The 24,817-nt window shown below is 56.1% G+C and carries 20 protein-coding genes; 19 read left to right on the top strand and 1 reads right to left on the bottom strand.

Annotation, left to right across the window (positions count from 1 at the left end; all coding sequences use genetic code 11):
* Positions 1-61 precede the first annotated feature (61 nt).
* Positions 62-457, top strand: a complete 396-nt coding sequence (locus J2Z49_RS05970) for a zinc ribbon domain-containing protein (RefSeq protein ID WP_307400784.1) — start codon at positions 62-64, stop codon at positions 455-457.
* A gap of 197 nt (positions 458-654) precedes the next feature.
* A complete protein-coding gene (locus tag J2Z49_RS05965) occupies positions 655-1,419 on the top strand; it encodes an SIR2 family NAD-dependent protein deacylase (protein WP_307400912.1) in 765 nt (254 codons plus the stop codon).
* A 569-nt stretch (positions 1,420-1,988) separates the two neighbouring features.
* On the opposite strand, the gene J2Z49_RS05960 is transcribed toward J2Z49_RS05965, so the two are convergent.
* Entirely contained in the window at positions 1,989-2,663 is a 675-nt protein-coding gene (locus tag J2Z49_RS05960) for an endonuclease/exonuclease/phosphatase family protein (protein ID WP_307400781.1), read from the bottom strand.
* Between the two features lie 101 nt (positions 2,664-2,764).
* On the opposite strand from J2Z49_RS05960, the gene tsaD reads away from it, so the two are divergent.
* The 17 genes from tsaD to fdhF all read left to right on the top strand — a co-directional run bounded on the left by tsaD (position 2,765) and on the right by fdhF (position 24,529).
* A complete protein-coding gene (tsaD, locus tag J2Z49_RS05955) occupies positions 2,765-3,775 on the top strand; it encodes a tRNA (adenosine(37)-N6)-threonylcarbamoyltransferase complex transferase subunit TsaD (protein ID WP_307400778.1) in 1,011 nt (336 codons plus the stop codon).
* 461 nt (positions 3,776-4,236) lie between these two features.
* A complete protein-coding gene (locus J2Z49_RS05950) occupies positions 4,237-5,535 on the top strand; it encodes a phenylacetate--CoA ligase family protein (protein ID WP_307400775.1) in 1,299 nt (432 codons plus the stop codon).
* A gap of 65 nt (positions 5,536-5,600) precedes the next feature.
* Positions 5,601-6,032, top strand: coding sequence for an ACT domain-containing protein (locus J2Z49_RS05945; protein ID WP_072870768.1), 432 nt, complete (start codon positions 5,601-5,603; stop codon positions 6,030-6,032).
* Positions 6,033-6,157: 125 nt separating this feature from the next.
* Positions 6,158-6,904 (top strand): HTH domain-containing protein, encoded by a 747-nt coding sequence (locus J2Z49_RS05940; protein ID WP_307400773.1) that lies wholly within the window; start codon positions 6,158-6,160, stop codon positions 6,902-6,904.
* A gap of 151 nt (positions 6,905-7,055) precedes the next feature.
* Complete coding sequence (nuoE, locus tag J2Z49_RS05935) at positions 7,056-7,568, top strand: NADH-quinone oxidoreductase subunit NuoE (RefSeq protein WP_307400771.1); 513 nt, start codon at positions 7,056-7,058, stop codon at positions 7,566-7,568.
* Positions 7,561-9,441: an NADH-quinone oxidoreductase subunit NuoF gene (nuoF, locus tag J2Z49_RS05930; protein ID WP_307400770.1), complete on the top strand. Its 1,881-nt coding sequence runs from the start codon at positions 7,561-7,563 to the stop codon at positions 9,439-9,441. Before nuoE (J2Z49_RS05935) ends, nuoF (J2Z49_RS05930) begins: the two co-directional genes overlap by 8 nt.
* Before the next feature lie 29 nt (positions 9,442-9,470).
* On the top strand, positions 9,471-11,495 hold the full coding sequence (locus tag J2Z49_RS05925) for a [FeFe] hydrogenase, group A (RefSeq protein ID WP_307400768.1): 2,025 nt from the start codon (positions 9,471-9,473) through the stop codon (positions 11,493-11,495).
* A 412-nt stretch (positions 11,496-11,907) separates the two neighbouring features.
* A complete protein-coding gene (locus tag J2Z49_RS05920) occupies positions 11,908-13,635 on the top strand; it encodes a [Fe-Fe] hydrogenase large subunit C-terminal domain-containing protein (protein ID WP_307400765.1) in 1,728 nt (575 codons plus the stop codon).
* 73 nt (positions 13,636-13,708) lie between these two features.
* Complete coding sequence (locus J2Z49_RS05915; protein ID WP_307400762.1) at positions 13,709-14,839, top strand: SpoIIE family protein phosphatase; 1,131 nt, start codon at positions 13,709-13,711, stop codon at positions 14,837-14,839.
* Between the two features lie 273 nt (positions 14,840-15,112).
* Complete coding sequence (locus tag J2Z49_RS05910; RefSeq protein WP_307400759.1) at positions 15,113-16,135, top strand: YeiH family protein; 1,023 nt, start codon at positions 15,113-15,115, stop codon at positions 16,133-16,135.
* A gap of 17 nt (positions 16,136-16,152) precedes the next feature.
* Positions 16,153-16,647, top strand: coding sequence for a universal stress protein (locus J2Z49_RS05905; protein ID WP_307400757.1), 495 nt, complete (start codon positions 16,153-16,155; stop codon positions 16,645-16,647).
* A gap of 8 nt (positions 16,648-16,655) precedes the next feature.
* Positions 16,656-17,573 (top strand): selenium metabolism-associated LysR family transcriptional regulator, encoded by a 918-nt coding sequence (locus tag J2Z49_RS05900; RefSeq protein ID WP_307400754.1) that lies wholly within the window; start codon positions 16,656-16,658, stop codon positions 17,571-17,573.
* A 96-nt stretch (positions 17,574-17,669) separates the two neighbouring features.
* Positions 17,670-18,245, top strand: a complete 576-nt coding sequence (locus J2Z49_RS05895) for a 5-formyltetrahydrofolate cyclo-ligase (protein ID WP_307400751.1) — start codon at positions 17,670-17,672, stop codon at positions 18,243-18,245.
* Between the two features lie 95 nt (positions 18,246-18,340).
* Positions 18,341-18,826, top strand: a complete 486-nt coding sequence (nuoE, locus tag J2Z49_RS05890; protein WP_307400748.1) for an NADH-quinone oxidoreductase subunit NuoE — start codon at positions 18,341-18,343, stop codon at positions 18,824-18,826.
* Positions 18,827-18,845: 19 nt separating this feature from the next.
* The gene (gene nuoF / locus J2Z49_RS05885) at positions 18,846-20,798 is read left to right on the top strand and encodes an NADH-quinone oxidoreductase subunit NuoF (protein WP_307400746.1); all 1,953 of its coding nucleotides are present in this window, start codon (positions 18,846-18,848) and stop codon (positions 20,796-20,798) included.
* Between the two features lie 59 nt (positions 20,799-20,857).
* Positions 20,858-21,790, top strand: a complete 933-nt coding sequence (locus J2Z49_RS05880; RefSeq protein WP_307400743.1) for a 2Fe-2S iron-sulfur cluster-binding protein — start codon at positions 20,858-20,860, stop codon at positions 21,788-21,790.
* A gap of 51 nt (positions 21,791-21,841) precedes the next feature.
* Positions 21,842-24,529 carry a formate dehydrogenase subunit alpha gene (gene fdhF / locus J2Z49_RS05875; RefSeq protein WP_307400741.1) on the top strand — a complete coding sequence of 896 codons (2,688 nt, stop codon included), beginning with the start codon at positions 21,842-21,844 and terminating at the stop codon, positions 24,527-24,529.
* Positions 24,530-24,817 lie beyond the last annotated feature (288 nt).

Raw genomic sequence — 24,817 nt, 5'->3', positions numbered from 1 at the left:
GGACTTTTCCTGGTACCTGTCGAACTAATATTGTCAAAACATTTAAAGGGGGGCTCTTCACATGGAGATCTTTCAGAAAATAGGTGAAACGGCTAAGGGGCTGAGCGATAAGGCCAAAGAGGTGACCAAGCGTTCCAGTGAATTTCTGGAGGCCACCCGGCTGAAATTTGAGCTTTCGCGTCTGGAAAAAGAGTTGGAAAACAATTTTTTGAGTTTGGGAGAACTGGTTTACCGCCGTTATAAAGGTGAAGAAGGACTGGACGGGGAAATTGAACGCCTTTGTGAGAGCACGCGGAAGATAGAAACCGATATGTTATCCATCCAGGAGCAGATCAACAGGCTACAGCCAAAGCCCCTGGTGTGTCCCCAGTGCAAAATCGAGCTCCCGGCAGGAGGGAAATTCTGCAGCTATTGCGGCAACCGGGTGGCTTCGGAAAAACCGGCTGGAGAAAGTTAAGATGATAAGGTCGGGCAGTGGTGGATATAGATGTATAGTGACCTTTCTATAAATTGAAGGGAAGAATCAAAGCCTTTTAAAACCGTGCGCTGGTTATTGGTGGCCGGTCGTCCGGCACGGATGCGGCAAGGCCGGAGACGGCTGCCACTGAGATTTATCTAAATAATGCGAAACTTTCCTGCAGGAGGTGAGCGGCCATTTCTGCGTCCTACCAGGAGAAAATTCGTACCCTGGCCGAACTTTTGCGCCGCCACGACCGCAATTTTGCCCTGACGGGGGCCGGAGTAAGTACCGAGAGCGGTATTCCCGATTTCCGCAGCCCGGGAACGGGGTTGTGGACCAAATATGACCCCATTCAAACAGCCAGTCTGAGCGCCTTAAAGCGGGATCCGGCTGCTTTTTACAACATAAATCTCTCCCGCTGGACGGTCTTTAGCGGCGCCGAGCCCAACGATGCCCACCGGGCACTGGCCCGCCTGGAGGAGCTGGGTTACCTGGTGGGGGTAATTACCCAGAATATCGATGGCTTGCACCAGCGGGCGGGTTCAAAACGGGTGTGGGAAATTCACGGCCACCTGCGCACCTGCCACTGTATGAGCTGTGAACAGAGTTACCCCTTTTCTTACCTGGTGGAACAGTTTGAAAAGGGGCAGAACCCTCCCCTTTGCGGTATCTGCAGGGGAATTTTGCGACCGGATGTGGTTCTGTTTGAAGACCGGATGAGTGAGGACTTTTTCAAAGCCACCAGGGCCCTGTCCGGCTGCCAGTTGCTGCTGGTGGTGGGAAGCAGCCTGCAGGTTTACCCGGCTGCCGGATTGCCGCAGTTTGCCCGGCGGGTGGTGATCATCAACCGGGAGCCAACCCCCTGGGACGAACAGGCCGAGCTGGTGATTCATAACAGTGCGGGCCAGGTATTCCGGGATCTGATGGCGGAACTGGGGGAACCCCTCACCGGCCAGTAGAAATATTCAGTGAACCCGGTTGGATGCGGCCCAGCACTCACCTAAATATGACTCTGCTCCGGTGTTTCAGGTTTAATTGACACATCAGGTTTTGGGAAGAGCTAGTATTCCAGTGAGTGCTGGGTCCCCGCTCACTCCAGTGCTCCGCGTAAGATGCGCACCGCGGCTCGCTTCGGGCCGCCCAGCACTCACTGAAAAAGTTATACTGGAAAGCTCTGCACTTACTATTTTGTTACAGCAGGCTTAGAAAGAGCATCATGGCCAGTGAGTGCTGGGTCTTCTGCGGATTGCCCGCCACTAATCATTCTTCGTTGTTACCTCTTGAAACAATATGTCTTAAAAGGTCTTCTTCCGGGTAGTTCATCATGCGTCCTCGAGAGCCGAGCCGCCCAGCACTCACTGAATAAGCCATACTGCGAAGGCCAAATTTTCTACTGCCTTTTGCATTTGCCTTGGAATGAGCATCTTTGCCGGTGAGTGCTGGGTTCACCGGGTGCTGTTACCGGCGCTTCGCAAGTCGTTCGCTTCGGACAGTACCGCATCCTCCTCATAACGTTTTTCTGAATATTTCAGTTTGCCAGTACCAGCTCCACCAGCAGGGGCAAATGGTCGGAAGCGCCCGCGGAAGGGGTAAGAGCCTTGATGATGCGCCAGTGGCGCGACGCAAATATGCGGTCCAGCCCGAACCGGGGGCGGTATGAGGGAAAGGTTGGCAGGGTGTCCGGTGGGGTGACGGGCAGTTCGGGGAAGGTGAGCCGTTCCGTATTCATATCGCCCGCCAGGACCACCGGCCCATTCATAGAGCTGACGATCTCCCTTATTGTTTCCGCTTGTTTTTCCCTTTCCCGGTAGTTTAAGCCCAGGTGGGTGTTGAGCAGGAAAAACGTTCCTGCTTCGTGGTCCAGGCTGGCTGATAGCAGCCCCCGGGGTTCGTGAGTGCCGGGCAAAGGGTAGTATTGATGTTCTGATATGGGGTAACGGCTTAAAATGGCCAGGCCGTACTGGCAGATGCCCAGCCAGCTTAAGGTGGGGGCAAAAACAAAGTACATGTTCAGGTGCTGGGCCAGCGCCCGGGCCTGGTGGCGCAGGTAACTGCGGGGCAGGTGGCGGTCCACTTCCTGCAGGGCGACCGCATCGGGGTTATGCCGCTGCAGGACCGCCGCCACGCGCCGTAAACGCACTTTGCCGTCAACTCCCTTACCGTGGTGTATATTGTAGGTGAGCAGCCGCACAACGTGCCCCATCTTTTGTTCCCCCGGTGATTGCGTACCCTGGCAGTTATGCCGGGGTGTTTTTTGTGGTATTATTATAGTATTGTTACCTTGCTTTTGAGAGAGGTAGTGAGATGAGCGTTAAGATTCTGGCAATCGAAACTTCCTGTGATGAAACTTCCGCTGCCGTGGTGGCAGATGGTGTGAAAGTGCTTTCAAATATTATTTCCTCGCAGGTGGATGTACACAGGAAATTTGGCGGGGTCGTGCCCGAAGTAGCCTCCCGCAAGCACTTGGAGTTAATCAATCATGTTATTAAAGAAGCGCTGGACCAGGCCGGGCTGGTTTTTGGCAATCTGGATGCGGTGGCGGTCACCCACGGCCCCGGGCTAGTAGGGGCCCTGCTGGTGGGGGTAGCTGCGGCCAAGGCCGTGGCCTTTGCCCTGGATATCCCCCTCATTGCCGTGAATCATCTTGAAGGCCACATCTATGCCAATTTCCTGGTCCGGCCCGATTTGCCCTTTCCCCTCATCTGCCTGGTGGTAAGCGGCGGCCATACGGACCTGGTGCTGGTTCTGCATCACGGTGATTACCGGCTGCTGGGTAGCACCCGGGATGATGCCGCCGGGGAAGCCTTCGACAAGGTGGCCAGGGTGCTGGAACTGGGTTACCCCGGAGGGCCGGCAATTGAGCGCCTGGCCAGGGAGGGTAACGAAGAGGCCATTGATTTTCCCCGGGCCTACCTGGACGGCCTTGATTTTTCTTTCAGCGGCCTGAAGACGGCGGTGCTCCAGTACCTGCACCGCTGCCGGCAAAGGGGAGAAGAAGTAAACCCGGCCGATGTGGCGGCCAGCTTTCAAAAAGCCGTGGTAGACGTGCTGGTGGATAAAACCATGGAAGCTGCCCGCAATTACAACTGTCCGACCATAATCCTGGCCGGGGGAGTGGCGGCCAACGGCCGGTTACGGGCGGCCCTGGCGTCCCGGGCGCGTCAGGAAGGCCTGGAGGTATTTTACCCCCCGCCGGTGTTCTGCACCGATAATGCGGCCATGATCGGGTGTGCGGCCTATTACAAGTATCTGCGGGGCGATCTGGCATCCCTGACCCTCAATGCCATGCCCGGCCTACCCCTGCCGTCGTCTTAAGCAAACTTTGTCGAAGGAATTTTATCATTTTTTGCCTGTGGATTATTTCGAGTTATCCACAAAAAGTGTGGCCTTTGGGGAACAGCAAATCCGGCGGGCAAAAAGGAGTTGAAAAACGCGAAGCCTTGAAAATCAAGGCTTTCCGGGTTGAAATGGTTCCCTGTAAAAACCGGTTTCCGGTCGGGTGAATAGCGGTCCTGTGGATTTCGGGCTGTGGATAATGTGAATAAGTTTGTTAATAACTGACCAGTCAAAGGATCGGCCTGTGGGTGAAATTGTGGGTCGATTGATGTCCAATATTTCCGAAACAAATTTCTTTTTGTCCATCAACCTGCCAGATATTTACATCGGCTAATGACGAAGTACCGAAAAATTTTTTCTTCAGCAGGATGCTCGGGAGCGGTTGTTGAAGTATTCTTTAAAAATGAGTTTTGAGTTTATAGCAAAGGAGCAGTGAGCTTGTGTACTGGGATCGCGAGCATGAGACCATGTCCCGGGAGCAGCTTCGGGCGCTGCAGTTGGAGCGCCTGCAGCTAACCATCGAGCGTGTTTACCGCAACGTACCCTTCTACCGGCAAAGGTTTACCGAAATGGGTATCAAGCCCTCGTCCATCCGAACTTTAGAGGACCTGCGGCGACTGCCCTTCACCACCAAACAGGATTTGCGCGACAACTATCCCTTTGGCTTGTTTGCCGTACCCATGAGCGATGTGGTCCGCGTGCACGCTTCTTCAGGCACCACGGGCAAGCCCACGGTGGTGGGATATACTCAAAACGATATTAACACCTGGGCAGAACTGATCGCCCGTTCACTGGTTTGCGCCGGGGGCACCAAATTCGATGTGGTGCAGAACGCCTATGGTTACGGCCTGTTCACCGGCGGCCTGGGGCTGCACTACGGGGCAGAGCGTCTGGGTGCAGCAGTGGTGCCCGTTTCCGGGGGCAACACCCAGCGGCAGCTCATGCTGATGCAGGACTTCGGCACCACCATTTTAACCTGTACCCCTTCCTATGCCCTGTACATGGCCGAGGAAGGGCAAAAGATGGGCCTGGACTTTAAAAAGATGCCTTTAAAGGCCGGTATTTTCGGCGCCGAACCCTGGTCGGAGCGCATGCGCCGGCAGCTGGAAGAAAAGCTGGACTTAATGGCCCTGGACATATACGGCCTTTCGGAAATAATGGGTCCCGGTGTGGCCATGGAGTGCGCTGAAAAACAGGGCATGCATATCTGGGAAGATCACTTTATACCCGAAATTATCGATCCGGCAACGGGGGAAGTGCTGCCTCCCGGGGAAGAGGGGGAACTGGTGATTACCACCATTACCAAGGAAGCCTTTCCCCTCATCCGCTACCGCACCCGGGATATCACCCGGCTGGATACGGAACCTTGCCCCTGTGGCCGGACCCATTACCGCATCCGGCGGATTACCGGCCGCAGCGACGACATGCTCATCATCCGCGGGGTTAACGTATTTCCCTCCCAGGTGGAAAGCGTGCTCCTGGAGTTCGGCGAAACCGAACCCCACTATCTGCTGGTGGTGGACCGCAAGGCCAACCTGGACTACCTGGAAATCTGGGTGGAAGTGGCGGAGCACATGTTCAGCGATACGGTGCGCAAGCTGGAAGACCTGGAACAACGCCTGCGGGAGCGGATCGAAAGCGTTCTGGGTATTTCCGCCCGGGTGAAGCTGGTGGAGCCCAACACCATCCCGAGAAGTGAAGGCAAGGCGAAGCGGGTAGTCGACCGGCGGCAGATATAAATGGTCGGGCAGTTGTAGTTGCGGGCAGCTTCCGCGGCACATATATAAGGAAAGGGGGTTCTCCCATGAAAGTCAAGCAAATCTCCATCTTCCTGGAAAACAAAACGGGGCGTTTGGCCCAGGTGACCAGGGTACTGGGGGACAACGGCATCAACATCCGTGCCCTGGCCATAGCCGATACCACCGACTTCGGCATTTTGCGTCTCATTGTTAACGACCCGGACCGGGCTTACCGGGTGCTCAAGGAGGCCGGTTTTACCGTCAGCGCCACCGATGTCATTGCCGTGGAAGTGGTGGATGAGCCCGGCGGCCTGGCCGGGGTGCTGGCCGTTTTGCAAGAAGCAAACCTGAACATCGAGTACCTGTATGCCTTTTTGCAGAAAGCTTCCAAGGCCGCCCTGGTGGTGTTCCGGGTGGAACAACTGGACGGGGCCATTGCCGCCCTGCAGGCAAAGGGTATCCGTATCCTGAGCGGGGAAGAGGTTTACGCATTGTAAACAAATAGCCCGGCTTGGCCAGCAGCCGGGTTTGCTTTTGCAATTTAGCCGTGCCTTTACTGGTATAGGGCGATGGGGGCAAATAAACGCCCTTTTTCTTTGCAGCCAGGGGAGTGGACAAAACCATGCGCTTTTCAAGGCACGATATGATCTTCATCTTTGCCTTGCTGGTTGCTGCCGGGACCGGCCTGGCTACGCTGTATAACCTCGTAATTATCGAAATGCTGGTATCCGGCAACACCCGGCAGGTCGGCGGGGCCATACATTATGCTTTGGGGCTCAACCTGGCCTTCTGGGGATTGTCGGTGGTGCTTGGCGCCGCCGGCCTGTGGTTTTATTTGCGACAGAGGCAATCCCGGGATAACACCGGGCATGGCCATGCAGGGGAACACCCCGCCGAAAGGGTTGCAACGCCCTGTACCGAACAAATGACGGAGCTGATCCGGACGGTAAAGGAGACTTTGGAGGTTATCCAGCCGCTGGTTTTGCACCTCACTACCAGACAGGATACGGCTTCCGGTGCAACCACTGTCTGTGACCCGGTTTTCCAGCCAGGGGAGCATTTAAAAGCCGGCGATAACCGGCCGGAAGAGCAGATGGGGGAAGATGAATCCGAGCAGGAATTCTGGCCGGACTTCCCCAAAGGGCTCAATAAGGTGACTTTAAAGCAGGTTTTATCATATCTGGAGGAACATAACGAAACGGGGGTTTCTTCGGAGGAAATAGCCACAGGGGTGGGTATTTCCCGGGTTACCGTAAGGCGGTACATGGATTACCTGGAGCAGATTGGTTATGTTAAGGTGGAGTTGAGATATGGCACGGTGGGGAGACCTTTAAAAATCTACAGCCTGGTCAACTTGTTCAGTTCCTGATGACTCCCAAAACCCGCCACGGGTTTTTTTCTTTTTTAAAGAGATTTATGTGTTTTATGTTGTTTATTTAGCTTTCATTGTAGTATGCGGAAAAATCATTAAAATTTGAATCGGTAAAGTCTAAAACTTTTGAAGAATGGGAGGGGTTTGTATGGAGGGAACGGGCAGAAAGTTTGAAAAGTTGCAGGAAATTATCGCCCGTCACGAGGGTAAGGTGTCGCATTTGATTGCCATCCTGCAGGAAGTGCAGCAAGAATACCGTTACCTGCCCGAAGAAGTACTGACCTATATTGCCACGGCTTTAAATATTCCGCCAGCGGTGGTCTACGGGGTGGCCACCTTCTACGCCCAGTTTTCCCTGGTTCCCAAGGGCAAATATGTCATCCGGGTTTGTGACGGCACGGCCTGCCACGTGCGGGGTTCCGAACCGATCCATTTTGCCCTGCGCAAGGAACTGGGACTTGCGGAAGGCCAGCAGACAACCGATGACCTGCAGTTTACGGTGGAAACGGTATCCTGCCTGGGGGCCTGTGGGCTGGCCCCGGTGGTAACCATTAACGACCGGGAAGTGCACGGACAGATGACGACTGAAGATGTTTTAAGGGTGTTGCGGGTTATAAAAGCGGGGGAAAGCAAAGAAGAACGGAGGGAAGCCCATGCTTAAATCAAGGCAGGATTTTAAGGCGCTCACAGAGCGGGCCAGGGAGGCCCTGATTAAAGAAAAGTTGCGCATTTTAATCTGTGCCGGTACCGGTTGTGTGGCCAACGGCTCCCTGGGCGTATACGAAGCCTTCCGGGAGGAACTGGTCAAAAGAGGTTTACCTTATAAAGTAGAGCTGGTGCATGAGGAGGAAAATGCCGGGACTGCTTTAAATATCAGCGGCTGTCACGGGTTTTGCCAGATGGGTCCCCTGGTGCGATTCGAGCCGGAAGGAGTGCTCTATTTAAAGGTCAAAAAAGAGGACGTCCCGGAGATCATCGAAGAGCACATCTTGCACAACCGGCCGGTGGAAAGGTTGCTCTACCATCATCCGGTTACCGGCCAGGTGGTGGCCCGGGAAGAAGATATTCCCTTTTACCAGAATCAGGTGCGGGTGGCCCTGGAATTGTGCGGCCTGGTTAACCCGGAGGATATCAATGATTACCTGGCCCACGGCGGTTATCAGGCCCTGGAAAAAGCCCTATTTGAGATGACTCCCGAGGACGTAATTAAGGAAGTAATGGATTCGGGTCTACGCGGCCGTGGCGGAGCGGGTTTTCCCACCGGCCGGAAGTGGGCCTTTGCCCGGTCTGCCGCGGGGGACAAAAAATATGTCATTTGTAACGGCGACGAAGGTGATCCCGGGGCCTTCATGGACCGCAGCGTGATGGAAGGCGCTCCCCACCGGGTGCTGGAAGGGATGATGATTGCCGGCTATGCCATTGGAGCGGACGAAGGCTACATATACGTGCGGGCGGAGTATCCTCTGGCGGTAAAACGGTTGAAAAAGGCCGTGGCCGATGCCGGGGCTGTTGGCCTTTTGGGCGATAACATCCTGGGCAGCGGATTCGCTTTTCGCATCCACATTAAAGAGGGTGCCGGCGCCTTTGTCTGCGGCGAGGAAACGGCTTTGATTGCCTCCATTGAGGGCCAGCGCGGCATGCCCCGTCCCCGTCCTCCCTTCCCGGCCCAGAGCGGTCTCTGGGGCTGCCCGACCATCATCAATAACGTGGAGACCCTGGCCAACGTGGCTCCCATTATTTCCCGGGGGGCGGACTGGTTCAAGCAGTACGGCACTCCCAAGAGCCCCGGTACCAAGACCTTTGCCCTGGCCGGGCAGGTGGCTCACACCGGTCTGGTAGAGGTTCCCATGGGCATTACCCTGCGGGAAGTGGTGTTTTACATCGGCGGTGGCCTGCGGGAAGGCAAAAAGTTCAAGGCGGTGCAAATCGGAGGGCCTTCCGGAGGCTGCCTGACCGAAGAGCACCTGGACCTGCCCCTGGACTTCGATTCCCTGCAACAGGTGGGGGCAATGATCGGTTCCGGCGGCATGGTGGTCATCGGCCAGGACAGTTGTATGGTGGAAGTGGCCAAGTTCTTCATGACCTTCGTGCAAAATGAGTCCTGCGGCAAATGTGTTCCCTGCCGGGAAGGGACCAGGCGGATGCTGGAGCTCTTGACCAAAATAACCCAGGGTAAGGCTACGGAGGAAGACCTCCTCCTGCTGGAGGAGCTGGCGCTGGTGGTCAAAGACGGTGCCCTGTGCGGCCTGGGCAAGACCGCTCCCAACCCCGTGCTCACCACCCTGCGCTACTTCCGTGATGAATACGAAGCCCATGTGCGGGAGAAAAAATGTCCGGCGGGAGTCTGCAAGGCACTGCTCAGTTACTTTATTGACCAGGAAAAATGCAGGGGCTGCGGTTTGTGTGCTAAGAACTGCCCGGTGGAAGCCATCAGCGGTGAGAAAAAACAGCCCCACACCATTGACCTGGTTAAATGCATTAAGTGCGGCACCTGCATGGAGAAATGCAAGTTCGGCGCCGTTTACACCGCCTAATATCATGATGAAAGGAAGTGCCAACGAGTATGTCTGCAGGGAAAGTTACCGTAGATGGTCATGTGGTGGAAATAAATGATGCCAGGAACATCCTGGAAGTAGTGCGCCGGGCCGGTATCAAACTGCCTACCTTTTGCTATCACTCTGAATTGAGCGTTTACGGGGCCTGCCGCATGTGCATGGTGGAAGTGGAGGGCCGGGGGCTGGTGGCCTCCTGTTCAACGCCTCCAGCCGACGGCATGGTTATTCACACCAGCACCCCCCGCACCCGCCGGTTGCGCCGCATGATTATCGAACTGCTCCTGGCCAACCACGACCGGGAATGCACCAGTTGCGGGCGCAGCGGAAGCTGCAAACTGCAGCAACTGGCCCGCCAGATGGGGGTGACGGAGGTCCGCTTCGGTCATCTGGATAAAAAGATGCCGGTGGATAATACTTCCCCGTCCCTGGTAAAGAATCCCAACAAGTGTATCCTCTGCGGCGACTGCGTGCGCATGTGCAAGGAGGTCCAGGGGCTGGGGATCTGGGACTTTGCCTTCCGGGGTTCCAAAACCCGGGTAACCACCGCTTTTGGCAAACCCCTGCAGGAAGTGGCCTGTGTCAATTGCGGTCAATGCGTGGCCGTGTGTCCTACCGGTGCCCTGACGGTCAAGTCGGAAGTGGATAAGGTTTGGGACGCCATCCAGGATCCCGGCAAAGTGGTGGTGGTGCAGGTAGCTCCGGCGGTAAGGGTGGCCATCGGCGAGGAGTTTGGCCTGCTGCCCGGGGAAAAGGCGACCGGGCAAATGGTGGCGGCCCTGCGGAAAATAGGTTTTGACCGCGTGTTTGACACCCTGTTTACTGCCGATATGACCACCATCGAGGAAGGGATGGAGCTGCTGGGCCGGCTGGAAAAGGGCGGCAGGCTGCCCCTGTTCACCTCCTGCTGCCCGGCCTGGGTGAAATATGCCGAGCAGTTCCACGCCGACCTCCTGGAAAACCTGTCCACCTGCCGGTCTCCCCAGCAGATGTTCGGTTCCCTGGTGAAGAAATATTACGCCCGGGAGATTGGTAAGAATCCGGCGGAAGTGGTCTGCGTGTCGGTAATGCCCTGTACGGCTAAAAAGTTTGAAGCCAGACGGCCCGAATTTACCACCGGGGGTGTCCCCGATGTGGATTTCGTCCTCACTACCATGGAGCTGGCCCAGATGATTAAGGAAGCGGGCATTGTCTTTAACGAGCTGGAGCCGGAAGTGTTTGACAATCCCCTGGGGATGGGCTCAGGCGCGGCGGTCATTTACGGTGCCTCGGGCGGGGTGATGGAATCGGTGGTGCGCTTTGTTGCGGCCCAGCAGTCCCCCGGTGATGTGGGGCGGGTGGATTTTTACCCGGTGCGGGGTATCCAGGGAATTAAGGAGACAGAACTGGAGATCGGCGGGCAAAACCTCAAGCTGGCGGTGGTAAACGGCCTGGCCAATGCGGAGAAGCTCATCAACCGCATCAAGTCGGGAGAAGCTTTCTACCACGCCGTGGAAGTAATGGCCTGTCCCGGCGGCTGCCTTGGCGGCGGCGGTCAGCCTTACCCCAACAATACCGCTTCTCGGCTGGGACGCATGAAGGGCCTTTACGCGCTGGACCGGGCGGAACAGTTGCACAGGCCCCAGGACAACATTTTTGTCACCAGGGCCCTGGAACGGTGGTTTGGCGGCCCGGCCAACGCCAATACCCATCAGGCCCTGCATACCCGCTACTACCCGCGGCGGCGCATCAGCGGCAAGCCCGTAGAAGTGAGCGGCCGCCGGGACGAGCGCCCGGTGGAGGTAGCGGTTTGCGTGGGTACCAATTGTTACCTCAAAGGTTCCTATGACATTTTAAATAAATTCATGACCCTGGCTCGGCAGATGGGCATCGCCGATTACGTGCAGCTGAAGGGAACCTTCTGCCTGGAGCACTGCGACCGGGGTGTGAGCATTAAAGTCAACGATGAAATCATTACCAACGTAACCCTGGATAACGCCGAAGAAGTCTTCAAGACTAAGATTGCCATCAAGGCCGAGCCGCCCTGGGTGGTTTAAGGAAGGGCGGTGCGACAAGGGACGGGGCAGGAACCCCGTCCTTTATCGTAGAAATGTTCATAAGCTGTGAGGGTAAATATTCAGTAAGCCCTATTTGGCTGCGGCGCTGTCCCCGCTCACTCCGGTGCTTCGCGCCGACAGCACCGCGGCTCGCTTCGGGCCGCCCAGCACTCACTGAATAAGCCATACTGCGAAGGCCAAATTTTCTACTGCCTTTTGCATTTGCCTTGGAATGAGCATCTTTGCCGGTGAGTGCTGGGTTCGCCGGGTGCTGTTATCGGTGCTTCGCAAGTCGTTCGCTCCGGACAGCGCCGCATCCTTGTCATAACGGTTTTTCTGAGTATTTACGCTGTGAGCAATACATTGTCACCCAGGTCATATAAGCCGAACTATTTTCGAGGGGGCACTTTAAGTGGGTGAACAGGCATCCTTTCCCATCACCACCGTGGCCGACCGCTGCCGGGACTGCTACCGCTGCATCCGTTCCTGTCCGGTCAAGGCCATCCGCATCGAAGCGGAAAACGACAAGCTGCGTGCCCGCATTGTGGAAGATCTGTGTGTCCTTTGCGGCCGGTGTGTTTTGACCTGCCCCCAGGGGGCAAAAAAGGTATCCTTAAGCCGGGAGCGGGTGAAGGAGTTGCTGGCCTGCGGCGGCCCGGTGGTGGCCAGCGTGGCCCCATCCTTTGCGGCCGTGCTGCCCCCCGGGTATGCCCTGACCCTGCCCGCCATGCTCAAAGCTCTGGGATTTGCCCTGGTACAGCAAACTTCCTGGGGGGCCGAACTGGTCTGCCGGGCGCAAAAGCAATTGCCCAAAGACAGATCGTACATTTCCACTGCCTGTCCGGTGGTGGTGAACCTGGTGGAAAAATACTACCCGGAGTTAATTTCCAGGCTTGCTCCCCTGGTGTCTCCCATGGTCGCCCACGGGCGGTGGATCAAACAAAACTACCCGCAGAGCCGGGTGGTCTTCATCGGACCCTGTATCGCCAAAAAAGAAGAAGCCAGGCAATTTCCCGATGCCGTTGATGAGGTGCTGGGATTTGATGAACTCTGGCAGTGGCTTGAAGCGGAGGGACTTTCCCCCGGCCAGTTTGTTCCGGGGGATTTTGATCCTCCCCACCCCCAAAGGGCCATCCTTTTCCCGGTGGAAGGCGGCGAGCTGCACACCCTGTCTTTGAGCACCGATATGCTGGATACCCGGGTGGTGGCCATATCGGGGCTGGTCAACTGCATTGATTTTCTTTCCCAGCTGCAGCGGGGGTATATCAAACACCCCCCGGCCTTCATGGAATTGCTGGCCTGTAACGGTGGGTGTATTGCCGGCCCCCTCATGGAGACTGCCGGGGATATCTTCGTGCGCCGCCAGAGGATCATTGAATATTTCCGGGCCAGATCCTCCGCCGCCTCCCTCACACGGGAGGAGGAGGGCCGGCCCCTGCCCTTAAACATGCTCCAGAGGCGCTACCGGGAACGCAAGATTTACCGGCCCGAACCGCCGGCGGAAGCCATCAAGCAAATACTGGCGCAAACGGGTAAGTACACTCCCGAAGACGAATTGAACTGCGGTGCCTGCGGCTACAACTCCTGCCGGGAAAAGGCTGCGGCGGTCTACTGGGGGATGGCCGAGGTGCAGATGTGCATCCCCTACATGCGCCGCCGGGCGGAATCCATGTCCAACCTGGTGATCAATGCCATGCCCAACGGCTGTATTATTGTGAACCGGCACCTGGAGATCCTGGAAGTGAACCCGGCGGTCCGGGAGATGTTTGGCTGGCAGGGGAAAGAGATCACCGGGCAGAAGCTGGATCAACTGATCGATGCCACCAACTTCCGCCGGGTGCTGGCTACCGGGGAACCCTTGAATGTCTTGCATACCTATGACGAATACGACCGGATCATCCGGGAAGTAATCTTTCCCCTGGAAAAGGGGGAGGTTGTGGTGGGCATCCTGGTGGACATCACCCATGAGAGGCGGCAGCAGGAAGAGTTAAAGCAAATGAAGACCCAAACTATCAAGCGGGCCCAGGAGGTCATTAACAAGCAGATGAAGGTGGCCCAGGAAATTGCCGGGCTTTTGGGGGAAACCACGGCGGAAACCAAGGTTTTGCTCAGCCAGTTAATTCGCCTGATGCAGGAGTAGTGGCTGTAGATAAGGGGGGTGAGCCGCTCTCTTCCCTCGAATAAAATCGGGGGTATTCCAGCGGCAAGTTTTCATGAAAATTTCCCTTGACATTGGGAGGGCTCAGCTAAATAAGGCCGGGGAAGAGCTCTGCGGCGACAGCATTGAGGTGGTTCGAACCCGCTCTTCCACCATCGTGGTCCTTTCCGACGGCCTGGGCAGCGGGGTGAAGGCCAATATTCTCTCTTCTTTGACCACCAAAACTGCAGCCACCATGCTGCGCATGGGCGGGGAAATCGAGGAAGTCATTGAAACCCTGGTGCAGACCCTGCCCACCTGCAGGGTGCGCAAGCTGGCTTACAGCACCTTCTCCATCCTGCAGGTCATGGCCGCCGGTCGGGCTTATCTGGTGGAATACGACAACCCCAGGGCCTTCCTGGGCCACGGGGATCGGTTGAGGGAAATCAGCCGTATCCGGCGGGTGATCAATGACAAAGAAATTACGGAAGCTTTTTTCGATTTCCGGGAAGGGGACTGGCTGGTGCTGATCAGCGACGGGGTGGTGCACGCGGGTATTGGCGGCGTCCTTAACCGGGGCTGGGGCTGGGACGGGGTACGCACCTTTCTTTTGGAGCTGGCCGCCAGAAACCTGGACGCGACAGCCTGGGCAAAGGAATTAATCCAGCGGTGCCACCAGCTTTATGCCGGCCGGCCGGGTGACGATACCAGCGTGGTGGTAGTGAAAGCTCTCGTCCCCCGTAAGGTGACGGTAATGATCGGGCCCCCCATGGACAGGTCCGCCGATGCCCTGGTGGTGGAAAAACTGGTGCGCTCGCCCGGAGTGAAGGTGGTCTGCGGGGGTACCACGGCCAGCATTGTGGCCCGCGTTCTGGACAGGAAAATAGAGGTGGACCTTTCCACCCGCAGCGACCGGGTGCCACCGGTAGGCTTCATTGCCGGCATTGACCTGGTTACCGAGGGTACCCTGACCGTGCTTTACGCCCTGGAACACCTGCGCCAGGAGTTGCTCCCGGAGGATTTGCAAAAGGCCCGGGACGGCGCCAGCCGGCTGGCGGCCACCCTGCTTTGGGCGGACGTGATCCATTTTATCGTGGGGCTGGCCGTCAATCCGGCCGGAGATTGCGCCTACAAGCACCGGACCATCGAACAATTAATCCGTTTGCTCAGGAAAAAGGGGAAGGAAGTCACAGCGGAATACCGTTAAGAAGTGGAAAATGAACTTTGCCAGGATTGTCATTTTAAGATACAGAAGCTGGAGGATTTTCACAGGAGATCGGTTATTCCTGGAGCACACATCGTAAGAATGTGTGCTCTTAGATTTTAACGGGAGATATTTAACTCAGTGGACCTGAATGGCCATTCTTACCCCCTTTGCTTATAAATATTACCTTATAAGGGTTATTATTAACCGGTATTTCCCTTATTACCCTTTCCAGTGGTAAACTTTAAAAAAAACGACAAGGGGAGATGGCCGTAAGTGAGGGTTGAAATTCTTCAGCGTAAAGTTTTTTTTCACGGTGGCATTCAAGGGCTCATTTTAACCATAGTAGTGGGGATTCTTGCTCATAATATTGCCACACTACCTTTTTTTTCTGTATCCGGACCTATGGTTATTGCAATTTTAATTGGTATTTGCTGGCGGGGCGTTATGGGGATCCATAAACATGCTAATGTAGGGATAAATTTCGCCAGTAAGAGACTTTTGCGTTATGGTATCGTTTTGATGGGTGTTCGACTCAACCTCGATGCCATAGTTGCTACAGGTCCCAAAATTATTCTTCTCGATGCTGCGGTTATTTTATCGGCCATTGTTATTATTTGTTTTCTGGGACGATTATTTGCTGTAGAGGAACGGTTGGCTTTACTAACAGCGGTAGGAACTGGTGTTTGTGGAGCTGCTGCTGTAGCTGCCGTTGCGCCAACGGTTAAGGCCAGCCAGGATGAGACAGTTGTATCAGTGGCAAGTGTTGCCGTTTTGGGTACCATTGGTAGTGTTTTATATGTCTTACTACAGCCGTTTTGGGGCCTGGATGCAAGTTCTTACGGCGTTTTTGCAGGAGCAACCTTACATGAAATAGCACACGTGATAGCTGCAACCCAGTCGGCAGGAAGCTCTGCGGCTAACATGGCCCTTTTAACCAAACTCGGCCGGGTGGCCCTGCTGGTTCCCGTTACCCTGGGAATAAGCCTCTGGTTTAATTTGAAAAATGGGGAGAAAGAACAAATTAGCGGGTGGCGTAACCTATCATTTCCCTGGTTTCTTCTGGGTTTTCTCGGGATGAGTTGCCTTAGAACCACTGGTTTAATACCAGATGAGCTTGCTTCTTTAATCCTGCAAATTAGTAATCTTTTTTTGATTATGGCCATGGCGGGCATGGGACTTAACGTTGATATTGTAATGTTTAAACGTATGGGCTTAAAATCATTTTTCGTCGGTTTGCTCGGATCCCTGGTCATTTCGATTGCTGGATTTGCTGCTGTTCGCATTGTTCATTTTTAGGCTTTGGAGGTATTAAGATGGTTAGCGGGCTGGCAGAGCAACTTTTAAGAGGATATCAACTGGAAGTAGCAAGTATTTCCATTAACAGGATTATTCTAGCGGTGGATGGTTCGGCTCCGGCTGTTGAAGCAACTAAATATGCCGTAGCTTTAGCCAGGTGTCACGGTGCAAAAATAACTGCTGTGTTTGTAGACTCCGACGGTGAAGAGGCCGTTGTTCCAGAAGATCAGTGGGAATACCTGGCAAAAAAGAGTAAAAGGATCCGTTATGGGCTGGCTGGCCTGGAGCTTGTTCAGAGGTACGGTAAGGCATACTGTTTAGATGTTAACCGGCTTCTTTTAAGGGGCAATCCTGTTAAACAGATTGTAGATACTGCTGAGAAAGAAGAGGCCGACTTAATTGTTGTAGGGGATACCGGCTTAACGGGAATTAAAAGAATAGCATTGGGGAGCGTTGCAGAAGCAGTAGTTGAAGCATCAGAGATCCCCGTTCTGGTTGTTAAGGGTAGGTAGCGATCGCCGTGAACTTTCACCAGTTGTATATTTTCAAGATAGTAGCTGATAAAAAGAGCTTTTCAAAGGCTGCACAGGTCCTGTTTATTTCCCAGCCGGCCATCAGTATGCAGATTAAATCCCTGGAAGATCACTTCGGCACACGGTTATTTGAGCGTAACACCCACCAGGTGAATCTAACAGAGGCCGGCCGTATCCTGTATAGCTATGTAGAGAAGATCTTGTCCCTGGTAGATGAAGCAGAGAAAGATATCTCTGCCCTTACAGGATGTATGAGGGGTACACTGTCCATTGGAGCAAGTTTTACTCTGGGTGAGTATGTAATTCCCCAGGTAATTGGCCGTTTTAAGAATCAGTATCCACAGGTAAAAGTGTTTCTACAGGTAACCAATACAGAGCAAATTGCGAAACGGGTATCAAAAAACATCCTGGATTTAGGACTGGTGGAGAGTCATGTAGACGATCAGGAACTGGCTGCCAGCCCTTTTTTGCAGGACGAGTTGATGGTGGTACTTCCGGCTGGGCACCCTTTAGCTGGAAGAAAATATATCTCGCTGAATGAATTCGTTGCGCTCCCCCTGGTGTTGCGGGAACAGGGGTCGGGTACAAGGAAAGTTACCGAAGAGCGGTTGAAGGAAGCGGGGGTGGAATTGTCTGCATTAAACGTTGTCATGGAACTGGGGAGTACCGAAGCAGTAAAAAAGGCTGTAGAAGCTGGTTTTGGAGCCAGTATCATTTCCATGTGGGCGGTTCAAAAGGAATTAAAACTATGTACGCTTGTACCTGTGAGGATTAAGGGATTTTCCTTGCTTCGAAACTTTTATTTAATTTATAAAAAAAACAGGTCCCACACATCTGTGGTAAAAGAGTTCGTTTCTTTTATAAAAGAAGCCAGTGGAATCGCCGGCTCATTAAAGCTCAGGTAAAGGCAACCGGGGAGGAACTTTTTAATTGCCGGCGAATTGTTTTTTCAAGAACTAATTAAAAATTTTTATTGAAATCTGACAGATGGAGGATTTCTGGTGGGCAAGGGCGAATTAAGAAAGGATGTCTTAAAAGCACGGGGCAGTCTTTCTCCGGAAGAAATAGCCGAAAAAAGCGGGCGGATTTTGCGCCGCGTGCTGTCCCTGGAGGAGTTTCAAAGGGCCCGGACTCTCATGGCCTATGTTGACTTCCGCAACGAGGTGCAGACCGGCGCTCTGATTGCAGAATCCATGGCCCGGGGGAAAAGGGTGGCCGTGCCGGTGACCGATGTGGCCGGCAGGCGGCTCACCCCCTCCTTGTTGCTGGAATACCCGGGCGATTTGGCGCCGGGAACGTGGGGCATCCTGGAACCCCGCCCGGAGTGCCTGCGTCCCCTGGAGCCCCAGGAACTGGATCTGGTGGTGGTGCCGGGGGTGGCCTTTGACCTGAAGGGCAACCGGCTGGGTTATGGCGGCGGGTTTTACGACCGCTTCCTGCCCCGCACCAGGCCCGACACCGTCTGGCTGGCCCTGGCCTTTGAGCTGCAGATCCGCCCGCAGGTTTACGCCGGCCCCCACGATTGCCCGGTGCACATTCTGGTTACCGAAGAGCGGGTTGTTTACACCCGCTGGTAAAGCCTGTGCACCCGTAATGCGCAGGCTGTTGGCTGTATTAATAAGCGGGTTTGTTTGCACCTGCGAGGGAGAGCAATGGGAGGAGGGAAATTCTGGTGAGCTGTCAGTGTGGATGTCAGGATGAAGCGGCCAAAAGAGAAGCCCTGGAGAAGGTTTTTGAGCAGTACCGGGGCACTAAAGGGGCGCTCATCCCGCTGTTGCAGGAAGCTCAGGAGATTTACGGGTACCTGCCCGGGGAAGTGATGCAAAGGATAGCCGCCGAGCTGAAGGTTCCCTTCAGCAAGGTCTTCGGGGTGGCCACCTTTTACGCCCAGTTCCACTTAAAACCCCGGGGGCGGAATATTATCAGAGTCTGCCAGGGGACGGCCTGCCACGTGCGGGGGGCGGCCCGGGTATTTGCATCGGTATCGGAGAAGCTTGGCGTGGGCAGAAACGAAACCACCGCCGACCTGCGCTACACCCTGGAGACGGTGGCCTGCCTGGGTGCCTGCGGCCTGGCGCCGGTGATGATGGTCAACGACGATACCCACGGCCGTTTGACCCCGGAGCGGGCGGCCGAAGTTCTCGAGCAGTACGAATAGAAAGGGGGCGGCGAAAGAAATGAAGTCATTAATGGATAAATGCTGTGAAAAGTGTTTCCATTCCCCGGCCAGCCCCTGCAAAGACTATATCAAATGCCGCCGGCAGGGGCCCCTGTGCCACGAGGATGAAAGCTGCCGGGCCAAATACAAGGCATTTCTGGAGGATATCCACCTGCCTGAAGATAGCTCCAGGCGGCAGATTCTCATTTGCGCCGGTACCGGCTGTACCTCCTCCGGTTCCCGCAAACTGGTGGATGCCCTGGTGGAAGAGCTGCAAAAGCAGGGTTTGCAGGATAGAGTATCGGTCAAAATCACCGGCTGCCATGGTTTTTGCGAGCAGGGCCCCCTGATGATTGTGGAGCCCCAGAAAATCTTCTACACCCGGGTGCAGGTAGAGGATATTCCCGAGATTGTGGCCGGCCATCTGGTGGGGGGCCAGGTGGTTGAGCGCCTGCTCTACGTTGATCCCGCCACCGGTGAAAAATCCCTCACCTACGAGACCGTTCCTTTCTACGCCAAGCAAAAGCGCCTGGTGCTCGCCAATTGCGGGCACATCAATCCCGAAGAAATTGCCGACTATGTGGCCAATGACGGTTATCTGGCCCTGACCAAAGCACTGTTTGAAATGACCCCCGAGCAGGTAATTGAAGAAGTCAAGATCTCCGGCCTGCGGGGCAGGGGCGGCGCCGGTTTTCCCACCGGGATGAAGTGGAGCTTTGTCCGTGCCGCGGAAGGGGACAAGAAGTATGTAGTCTGCAACGCCGACGAAGGGGACCCGGGAGCCTTTATGGACCGCAGCGTCCTGGAAGGGGATCCCCACGCGGTGCTGGAGGGAATGCTGATTTGCGGCTATGCCGTTGGCGCCGATGAAGGCTATATTTACGTGCGGGCCGAGTATCCCCTGGCCATTCACCGGCTCAAGATAGCCATTGCCCAGGCCGAGGAATGCGGGCTCATAGGGGATAACATTCTCAATTCCGGCTTTAACTTCCATATCAAGATCAAGGCTGGCGCCGGCGCCTTCGTATGCGGCGAAGAGACGGCCCTTTTAACTTCCATTGAGGGCAACCGGGGCATGCCGCGGCCGAGACCGCCCTTCCCGGCGCAAAAAGGTTTATGGGGCAAGCCCACCAATATCAATAACGTGGAAACCTTTGCCAACGTGCCCCTGATCATCCGCAACGGCGGCGCCTGGTATGCCGCCATGGGCACGGAAAAGAGCAAGGGCACCAAGATTTTCGCCCTGACCGGCAAGGTGAATAACACGGGCCTGGTGGAAGTGCCCATGGGCATTACCATGCGGGAGATCATCTTTGGCGTGGGCGGCGGCATCCGGGACGGCAAGAAGTTCAAGGCCGTGCAGATCGGCGGGCCTTCCGGCGGCTGCCTGCCCGAGGAACAGCTGGACCTGCCCATCGACTATGAATCCCTCACTTCCGCAGGAGCCATCATGGGTTCCGGCGGCCTGGTAGTCATGGATGAAACCACCTGCATGGTGGATGTGGCCCGGTTCTTCTTAAACTTCACCCAGGCCGAATCCTGCGGCAAATGCACTCCCTGCCGGGAGGGCACCAAGCGCATGCTGGAAATCCTCACCCGCATCTGCGAAGGCCAGGGTAAGGAGGAAGACATCGAGACCCTGGAGCGGCTGGCCCGGGTGGTCAAAAGCACGGCCCTTTGCGGCCTGGGACAGACCTGCCCCAACCCGATCCTGTCCACATTGCGCTATTTCCGGGACGAATACGAAGCCCATATCAGGGATAAACGCTGCCCGGCCCGCGTTTGCCAGGCGCTTTTGGTGTACACCATCAACGCCGAAAAGTGCACCGGTTGCGGCAGTTGTGCCCGCGCCTGTCCGGCCGGAGCCATCAGCGGCGAAAAGAAACAGCCCCACGTCATCGATATTTCCCGGTGCATCAAGTGCGGCAACTGCATGCAGAAGTGCAAGTTCGGCGCCGTGGAAAAGGCGTAAGCAAGCGCTGGCCGTTGGGGTGATACCATAAGGAACGGTTAAAGGGGGGAAAGTTTTCAGTGGCCAATGTCACTTTAACCATAGACGGGCAAAAGGTGACCGTACCGGCCGGCACCACCGTGCTGGATGCGGCCCGGTCGGCGGGGATTTTCATCCCCACCCTGTGCCACGACCCGGCCATTCCGGGGTTTGGGGCCTGCCGCCTGTGCATCGTGGAGATACCTGGAATGCGCAACCTGCCGGCCTCCTGCGTGACCACCGTGGCCGAGGGGATGGTGGTCCACACCGCCTCGGAAGCGGTAATTGAGGCGCGGCGTACCATTATCGATTTGCTGCTGGCCAACCACCCCCAGGACTGCCTGACCTGCGAAAAAAACGGCGACTGCCGTTTGCAGGATTATGCCTTCATGTACGGGGTTCGACAGACCAGCTTTCACGGCGAGAGGAAAAATTACCCCCTGGATGATTCCAACCCCTATATCATCAGGGATCAAAATAAGTGCATCCTGTGCGGCAAGTGCGTGCGTACCTGCCAGGCTGTGCCCGGACGCAGCGTGATTGACTTCGGTTACCGGGGCTTTAACACCAGAGTGGTTACGGCCATGGACGTACCCCTGGGCGAGTCGGACTGTGTTTATTGCGCCCGCTGCGTGGCCGTCTGCCCGGTAGGCGCATTGACCTACAAGCCCATGGCCGGCAAAGGGCGCACCTGGGAAATTCAAAGGAAACCCGTCACCTGCACTTTTTGTGAAAGCGGATGTACCTTTGAGCTGAACATCAAAGACGGGAAAGTGATCGGCATTACAGCAAAAGAACCCGGCCCCGGCCGGCCTCTGTGCCTCAAAGGCCGCCTGGGTCTGGAGCTGCTCTACGTGGAAGAACCAATGACCCCCATGCTGAAAAAGGACGGCCGGTTTGTGCCCGTTTCCTGGGCTGAAGCCCTGGGATTGGAGGGCGTCGTGGCCAGGATGAAGGAAGTGGAAGGGAAATAAATAAAAGATGGTAATAAGAAAGGTAATCAGGCAGGAAGGAGGTACAATTACGTGGCGGAAGTCACCTTAACCATAGACGGGAAACAGGTTACCGTACCGGCCGGCACCACCGTGCTGGATGCGGCCCGGTCCGCGGGGATTTTCATTCCCACCCTGTGCCACGACCCGGAGCTCACCCCGTGGGGCGGCTGCCGCCTGTGCGTGGTGGAAATCGAGGGCATGCGCAACCTGCCGGCTTCCTGCGTCACCACTGTCACCAGCGGCATGGTGGTGCATACCGCCTCACCGGCCGTGGTGGAAGCCCGGAAAACCATCATTGAGCTGCTGCTGGCTAACCACCCGCAGGACTGCCTGACCTGCGGTAGAAACGGCGACTGCCGTTTACAGGACTACGCCTACATGTACGGCGTGCGGGAACCCGGTTTCACCGGTGAGCGCCACAGTTACCCCATTGAAGATGATAACCCCTTCATAGTGCGGGACTTGAATAAATGCATCCTGTGCGGTAAGTGCGTTCGGGCCTGTGCTGAAATACAGGGTAAAAACATAGTGGACTTTGCCTACCGGGGGTTCAACACCAAGGTTACCCCGGCCATGGACAGTACCCTGGCCGGTTCCGACTGCGTTTTTTGCGGCAACTGTGTGGCCGTTTGCCCGGTGGGGGCCCTGCAGGAAAAGAGACTGCGTGCGGCGGCCCGCACCTGGGAAGTTAAGAAGGTGCGGACCACCTGCCCATACTGCGGCACCGGTTGCACCTTTGATCTCAATGTAAAGGACGGCCGTGTGGTGGGGGTAACATCCTGTGACGGTGAAGTCAACGGGCGTGCCCTGTGCGTGAAAGGCCGTTTTGGTTACGGCTTTATTCACCACCCCGACCGCCTCACCAAACCCTTGATCAAGCGCAACGGTGTCTTTGAGGAAGCCGGCTGGGAAGAAGCCATCAACCTGGTGGCCGGGAAGCTGGGGTCCATTAAAAAAGAATACGGCTCCGACGCTCTGGGGGTCCTGAGTTCGGCCCGGTGCACCAACGAAGAAAACTACTTGATGAGCAAGTTCGCCAGGGCCGTACTTGGGACCAACAACATCGACCACTGTGCCCGTCTCTGACACTCGCCTACTGTCGCCGGTCTGGCGGCAGCATTTGGCAGCGGGGCCATGACCAACCCCATCGGTGATATTGGGGGAGCCGACTTTATTCTGGCCATAGGGACCAACACCACCGAGTCACACCCGGTTATCGGCCTTCAGGTGAAAAAGGCCGTGCGCAACGGCGCCACCCTGGTGGTGGTGGACCCCCGCAGGACAGAGGTGGCCGGTCTGGCCCACCATCACCTGCAGTTGAAATCGGGCACGGACATCGCCCTTTTAAACGGCCTGGCCAATGTGATTATTTCCGAAGGCCTGGTGAACAAAGAATTTGTGGACACCCGCACCGAAGGGTTTGAAGCCCTCAAAGAGGCGGTGGCCAAATACACCCCCGAATATGTGGCGGAAATTACCGGTATTAGCCCCGATGTGATCCGGGAAGTGGCCCGGGGTTACGCCACGGCCAGAAACGCCACCATTATTTATACCATGGGCCTCACCCAGCACATCTGCGGCACCCATAACGTCTTTGCCGTGGCCAACCTGGCTATGCTCTGCGGGCACATCGGCAAGCCCCACAGCGGCGTGAACCCCCTGCGGGGTCAGAACAACGTCCAGGGAGCCTGCGACATGGGCGCCCTGCCCAACGTCCTCACGGGCTACCAGAGCGTTACCCTCGAGGATGTGCGGTCCAAGTTTGCCGCGGCCTGGGGGGTAGACGAGCTGCCGGCTAAGCCCGGGCTTACCGTGGGCGAAATGATCGAAGCCGCCGCCCGGGGAGAAATTAAAGGGATGTACATCATGGGCGAAAACCCCGTGCTCTCCGACCCCGATGCCGATCACGTAGTTCACGCTTTAGAAAAGCTGGACTTTTTGGTGGTGCAGGACATCTTCCTCACCGAGACGGCCAAATTGGCCGATGTGGTTTTGCCCGCAGCCAGTTTTGCCGAGAAGGACGGCACCTTTACCAACACCGAGCGCCGGGTTCAGCGGGTGCGCAAGGCCATTGAGCCGTTAGGGGAAGCCAAACCCGACTGGCAGATCATCTGCCTGGTGGCTACGGCCATGGGTTACCCCATGCAGTACAGCTCGCCTGCGGAAATCATGGAGGAAATTGCCCGCCTCACCCCTTCCTACGGCGGTATTTCCTACCAGCGCCTGGAGAGTCGCAGCCTGGTCTGGCCCTGTCCCGCCCCCGATCACCCGGGAACGCCAATCCTGCACGTGGGCAAGTTTGTCCGGGGGCTGGGCAAGTTCCACCCGGTGGATTACATCCCGCCCGATGAAGAGCCGGATGAAGAATATCCCTTGATCCTGAATACGGGTCGCCGTCATTTCCACTACCACACCGGCACCATGACCCTGCGTACCGGTGCCCTGGAGGAGTACTACGGCCGCGAGCACCTGGAGATTAATCCCGCCGACGCCCGGGCCCTGGGCATCGCCGACGGGGACCGGGTGCGGGTTATCTCCCGCCGCGGCCGGGTGGAAGTGACTGCCAGGGTAGTAGATACCGTGCCGGAGGGAGTGGTCTTCACCTCCTTCCACTTCCCGGAGGTGGCCATCAACAAGCTGACCAACACCGCCCGCGACCCCGTGGCCAAAATACCGGAGTTAAAAGTCTGCGCCGTGCGGGTGGAGAAGATCGCCTGAGGGCATTTAAATACGGGACCCAGCTTAGCCAGAGCTGGGTCGTTTCCTTCATGCGCCGCTTCCAGGCGGCTAAGCGTACCGCCTACCAAGCCTTAGGGCGCTGAGAAGAAACCGGGGAAGTAGTAAAAGATTTCTATCATAAGTTCCTTCCTACCGCCCGCTGGTGCCAGTGGGCGGTGGAGGACGCTAAGGCTACCATCGAGAGCCAGAAAGAACAGGTCAGTCTGCACGTTGCGGACCTTCCTCCACTGCACCCCCGCCGGGGGGTGTTTTTTTGCCAAAAGGAAT

The organism is Desulfofundulus luciae (assembly GCF_030813795.1).
In the GTDB taxonomy this organism is placed as follows: Bacteria; Bacillota; Desulfotomaculia; order Desulfotomaculales; family Desulfovirgulaceae; genus Desulfofundulus; species Desulfofundulus luciae.
Note: the sequence above shows the minus strand (reverse complement) of the source record. Positions and strands in the feature narration are given on the sequence as shown.

Bases quoted from the DNA above. Each gene is read 5' to 3' on its own strand.
- J2Z49_RS05970 (WP_307400784.1), top strand. From the start codon at position 62: ATGGAGATCTTTCAGAAAATAGGTGAAACGGCTAAGGGGCTGAGCGAT.
- J2Z49_RS05960 (WP_307400781.1), bottom strand. From the start codon at position 2,663: ATGGGGCACGTTGTGCGGCTGCTCACCTACAATATACACCACGGTAAG.
- tsaD (WP_307400778.1), top strand. From the start codon at position 2,765: ATGAGCGTTAAGATTCTGGCAATCGAAACTTCCTGTGATGAAACTTCC.
- J2Z49_RS05945 (WP_072870768.1), top strand. From the start codon at position 5,601: ATGAAAGTCAAGCAAATCTCCATCTTCCTGGAAAACAAAACGGGGCGT.
- J2Z49_RS05940 (WP_307400773.1), top strand. From the start codon at position 6,158: ATGCGCTTTTCAAGGCACGATATGATCTTCATCTTTGCCTTGCTGGTT.
- nuoE (WP_307400771.1), top strand. From the start codon at position 7,056: ATGGAGGGAACGGGCAGAAAGTTTGAAAAGTTGCAGGAAATTATCGCC.
- nuoF (WP_307400770.1), top strand. From the start codon at position 7,561: ATGCTTAAATCAAGGCAGGATTTTAAGGCGCTCACAGAGCGGGCCAGG.
- J2Z49_RS05925 (WP_307400768.1), top strand. From the start codon at position 9,471: ATGTCTGCAGGGAAAGTTACCGTAGATGGTCATGTGGTGGAAATAAAT.
- J2Z49_RS05915 (WP_307400762.1), top strand. From the start codon at position 13,709: ATGAAAATTTCCCTTGACATTGGGAGGGCTCAGCTAAATAAGGCCGGG.
- J2Z49_RS05905 (WP_307400757.1), top strand. From the start codon at position 16,153: ATGGTTAGCGGGCTGGCAGAGCAACTTTTAAGAGGATATCAACTGGAA.
- nuoF (WP_307400746.1), top strand. From the start codon at position 18,846: ATGAAGTCATTAATGGATAAATGCTGTGAAAAGTGTTTCCATTCCCCG.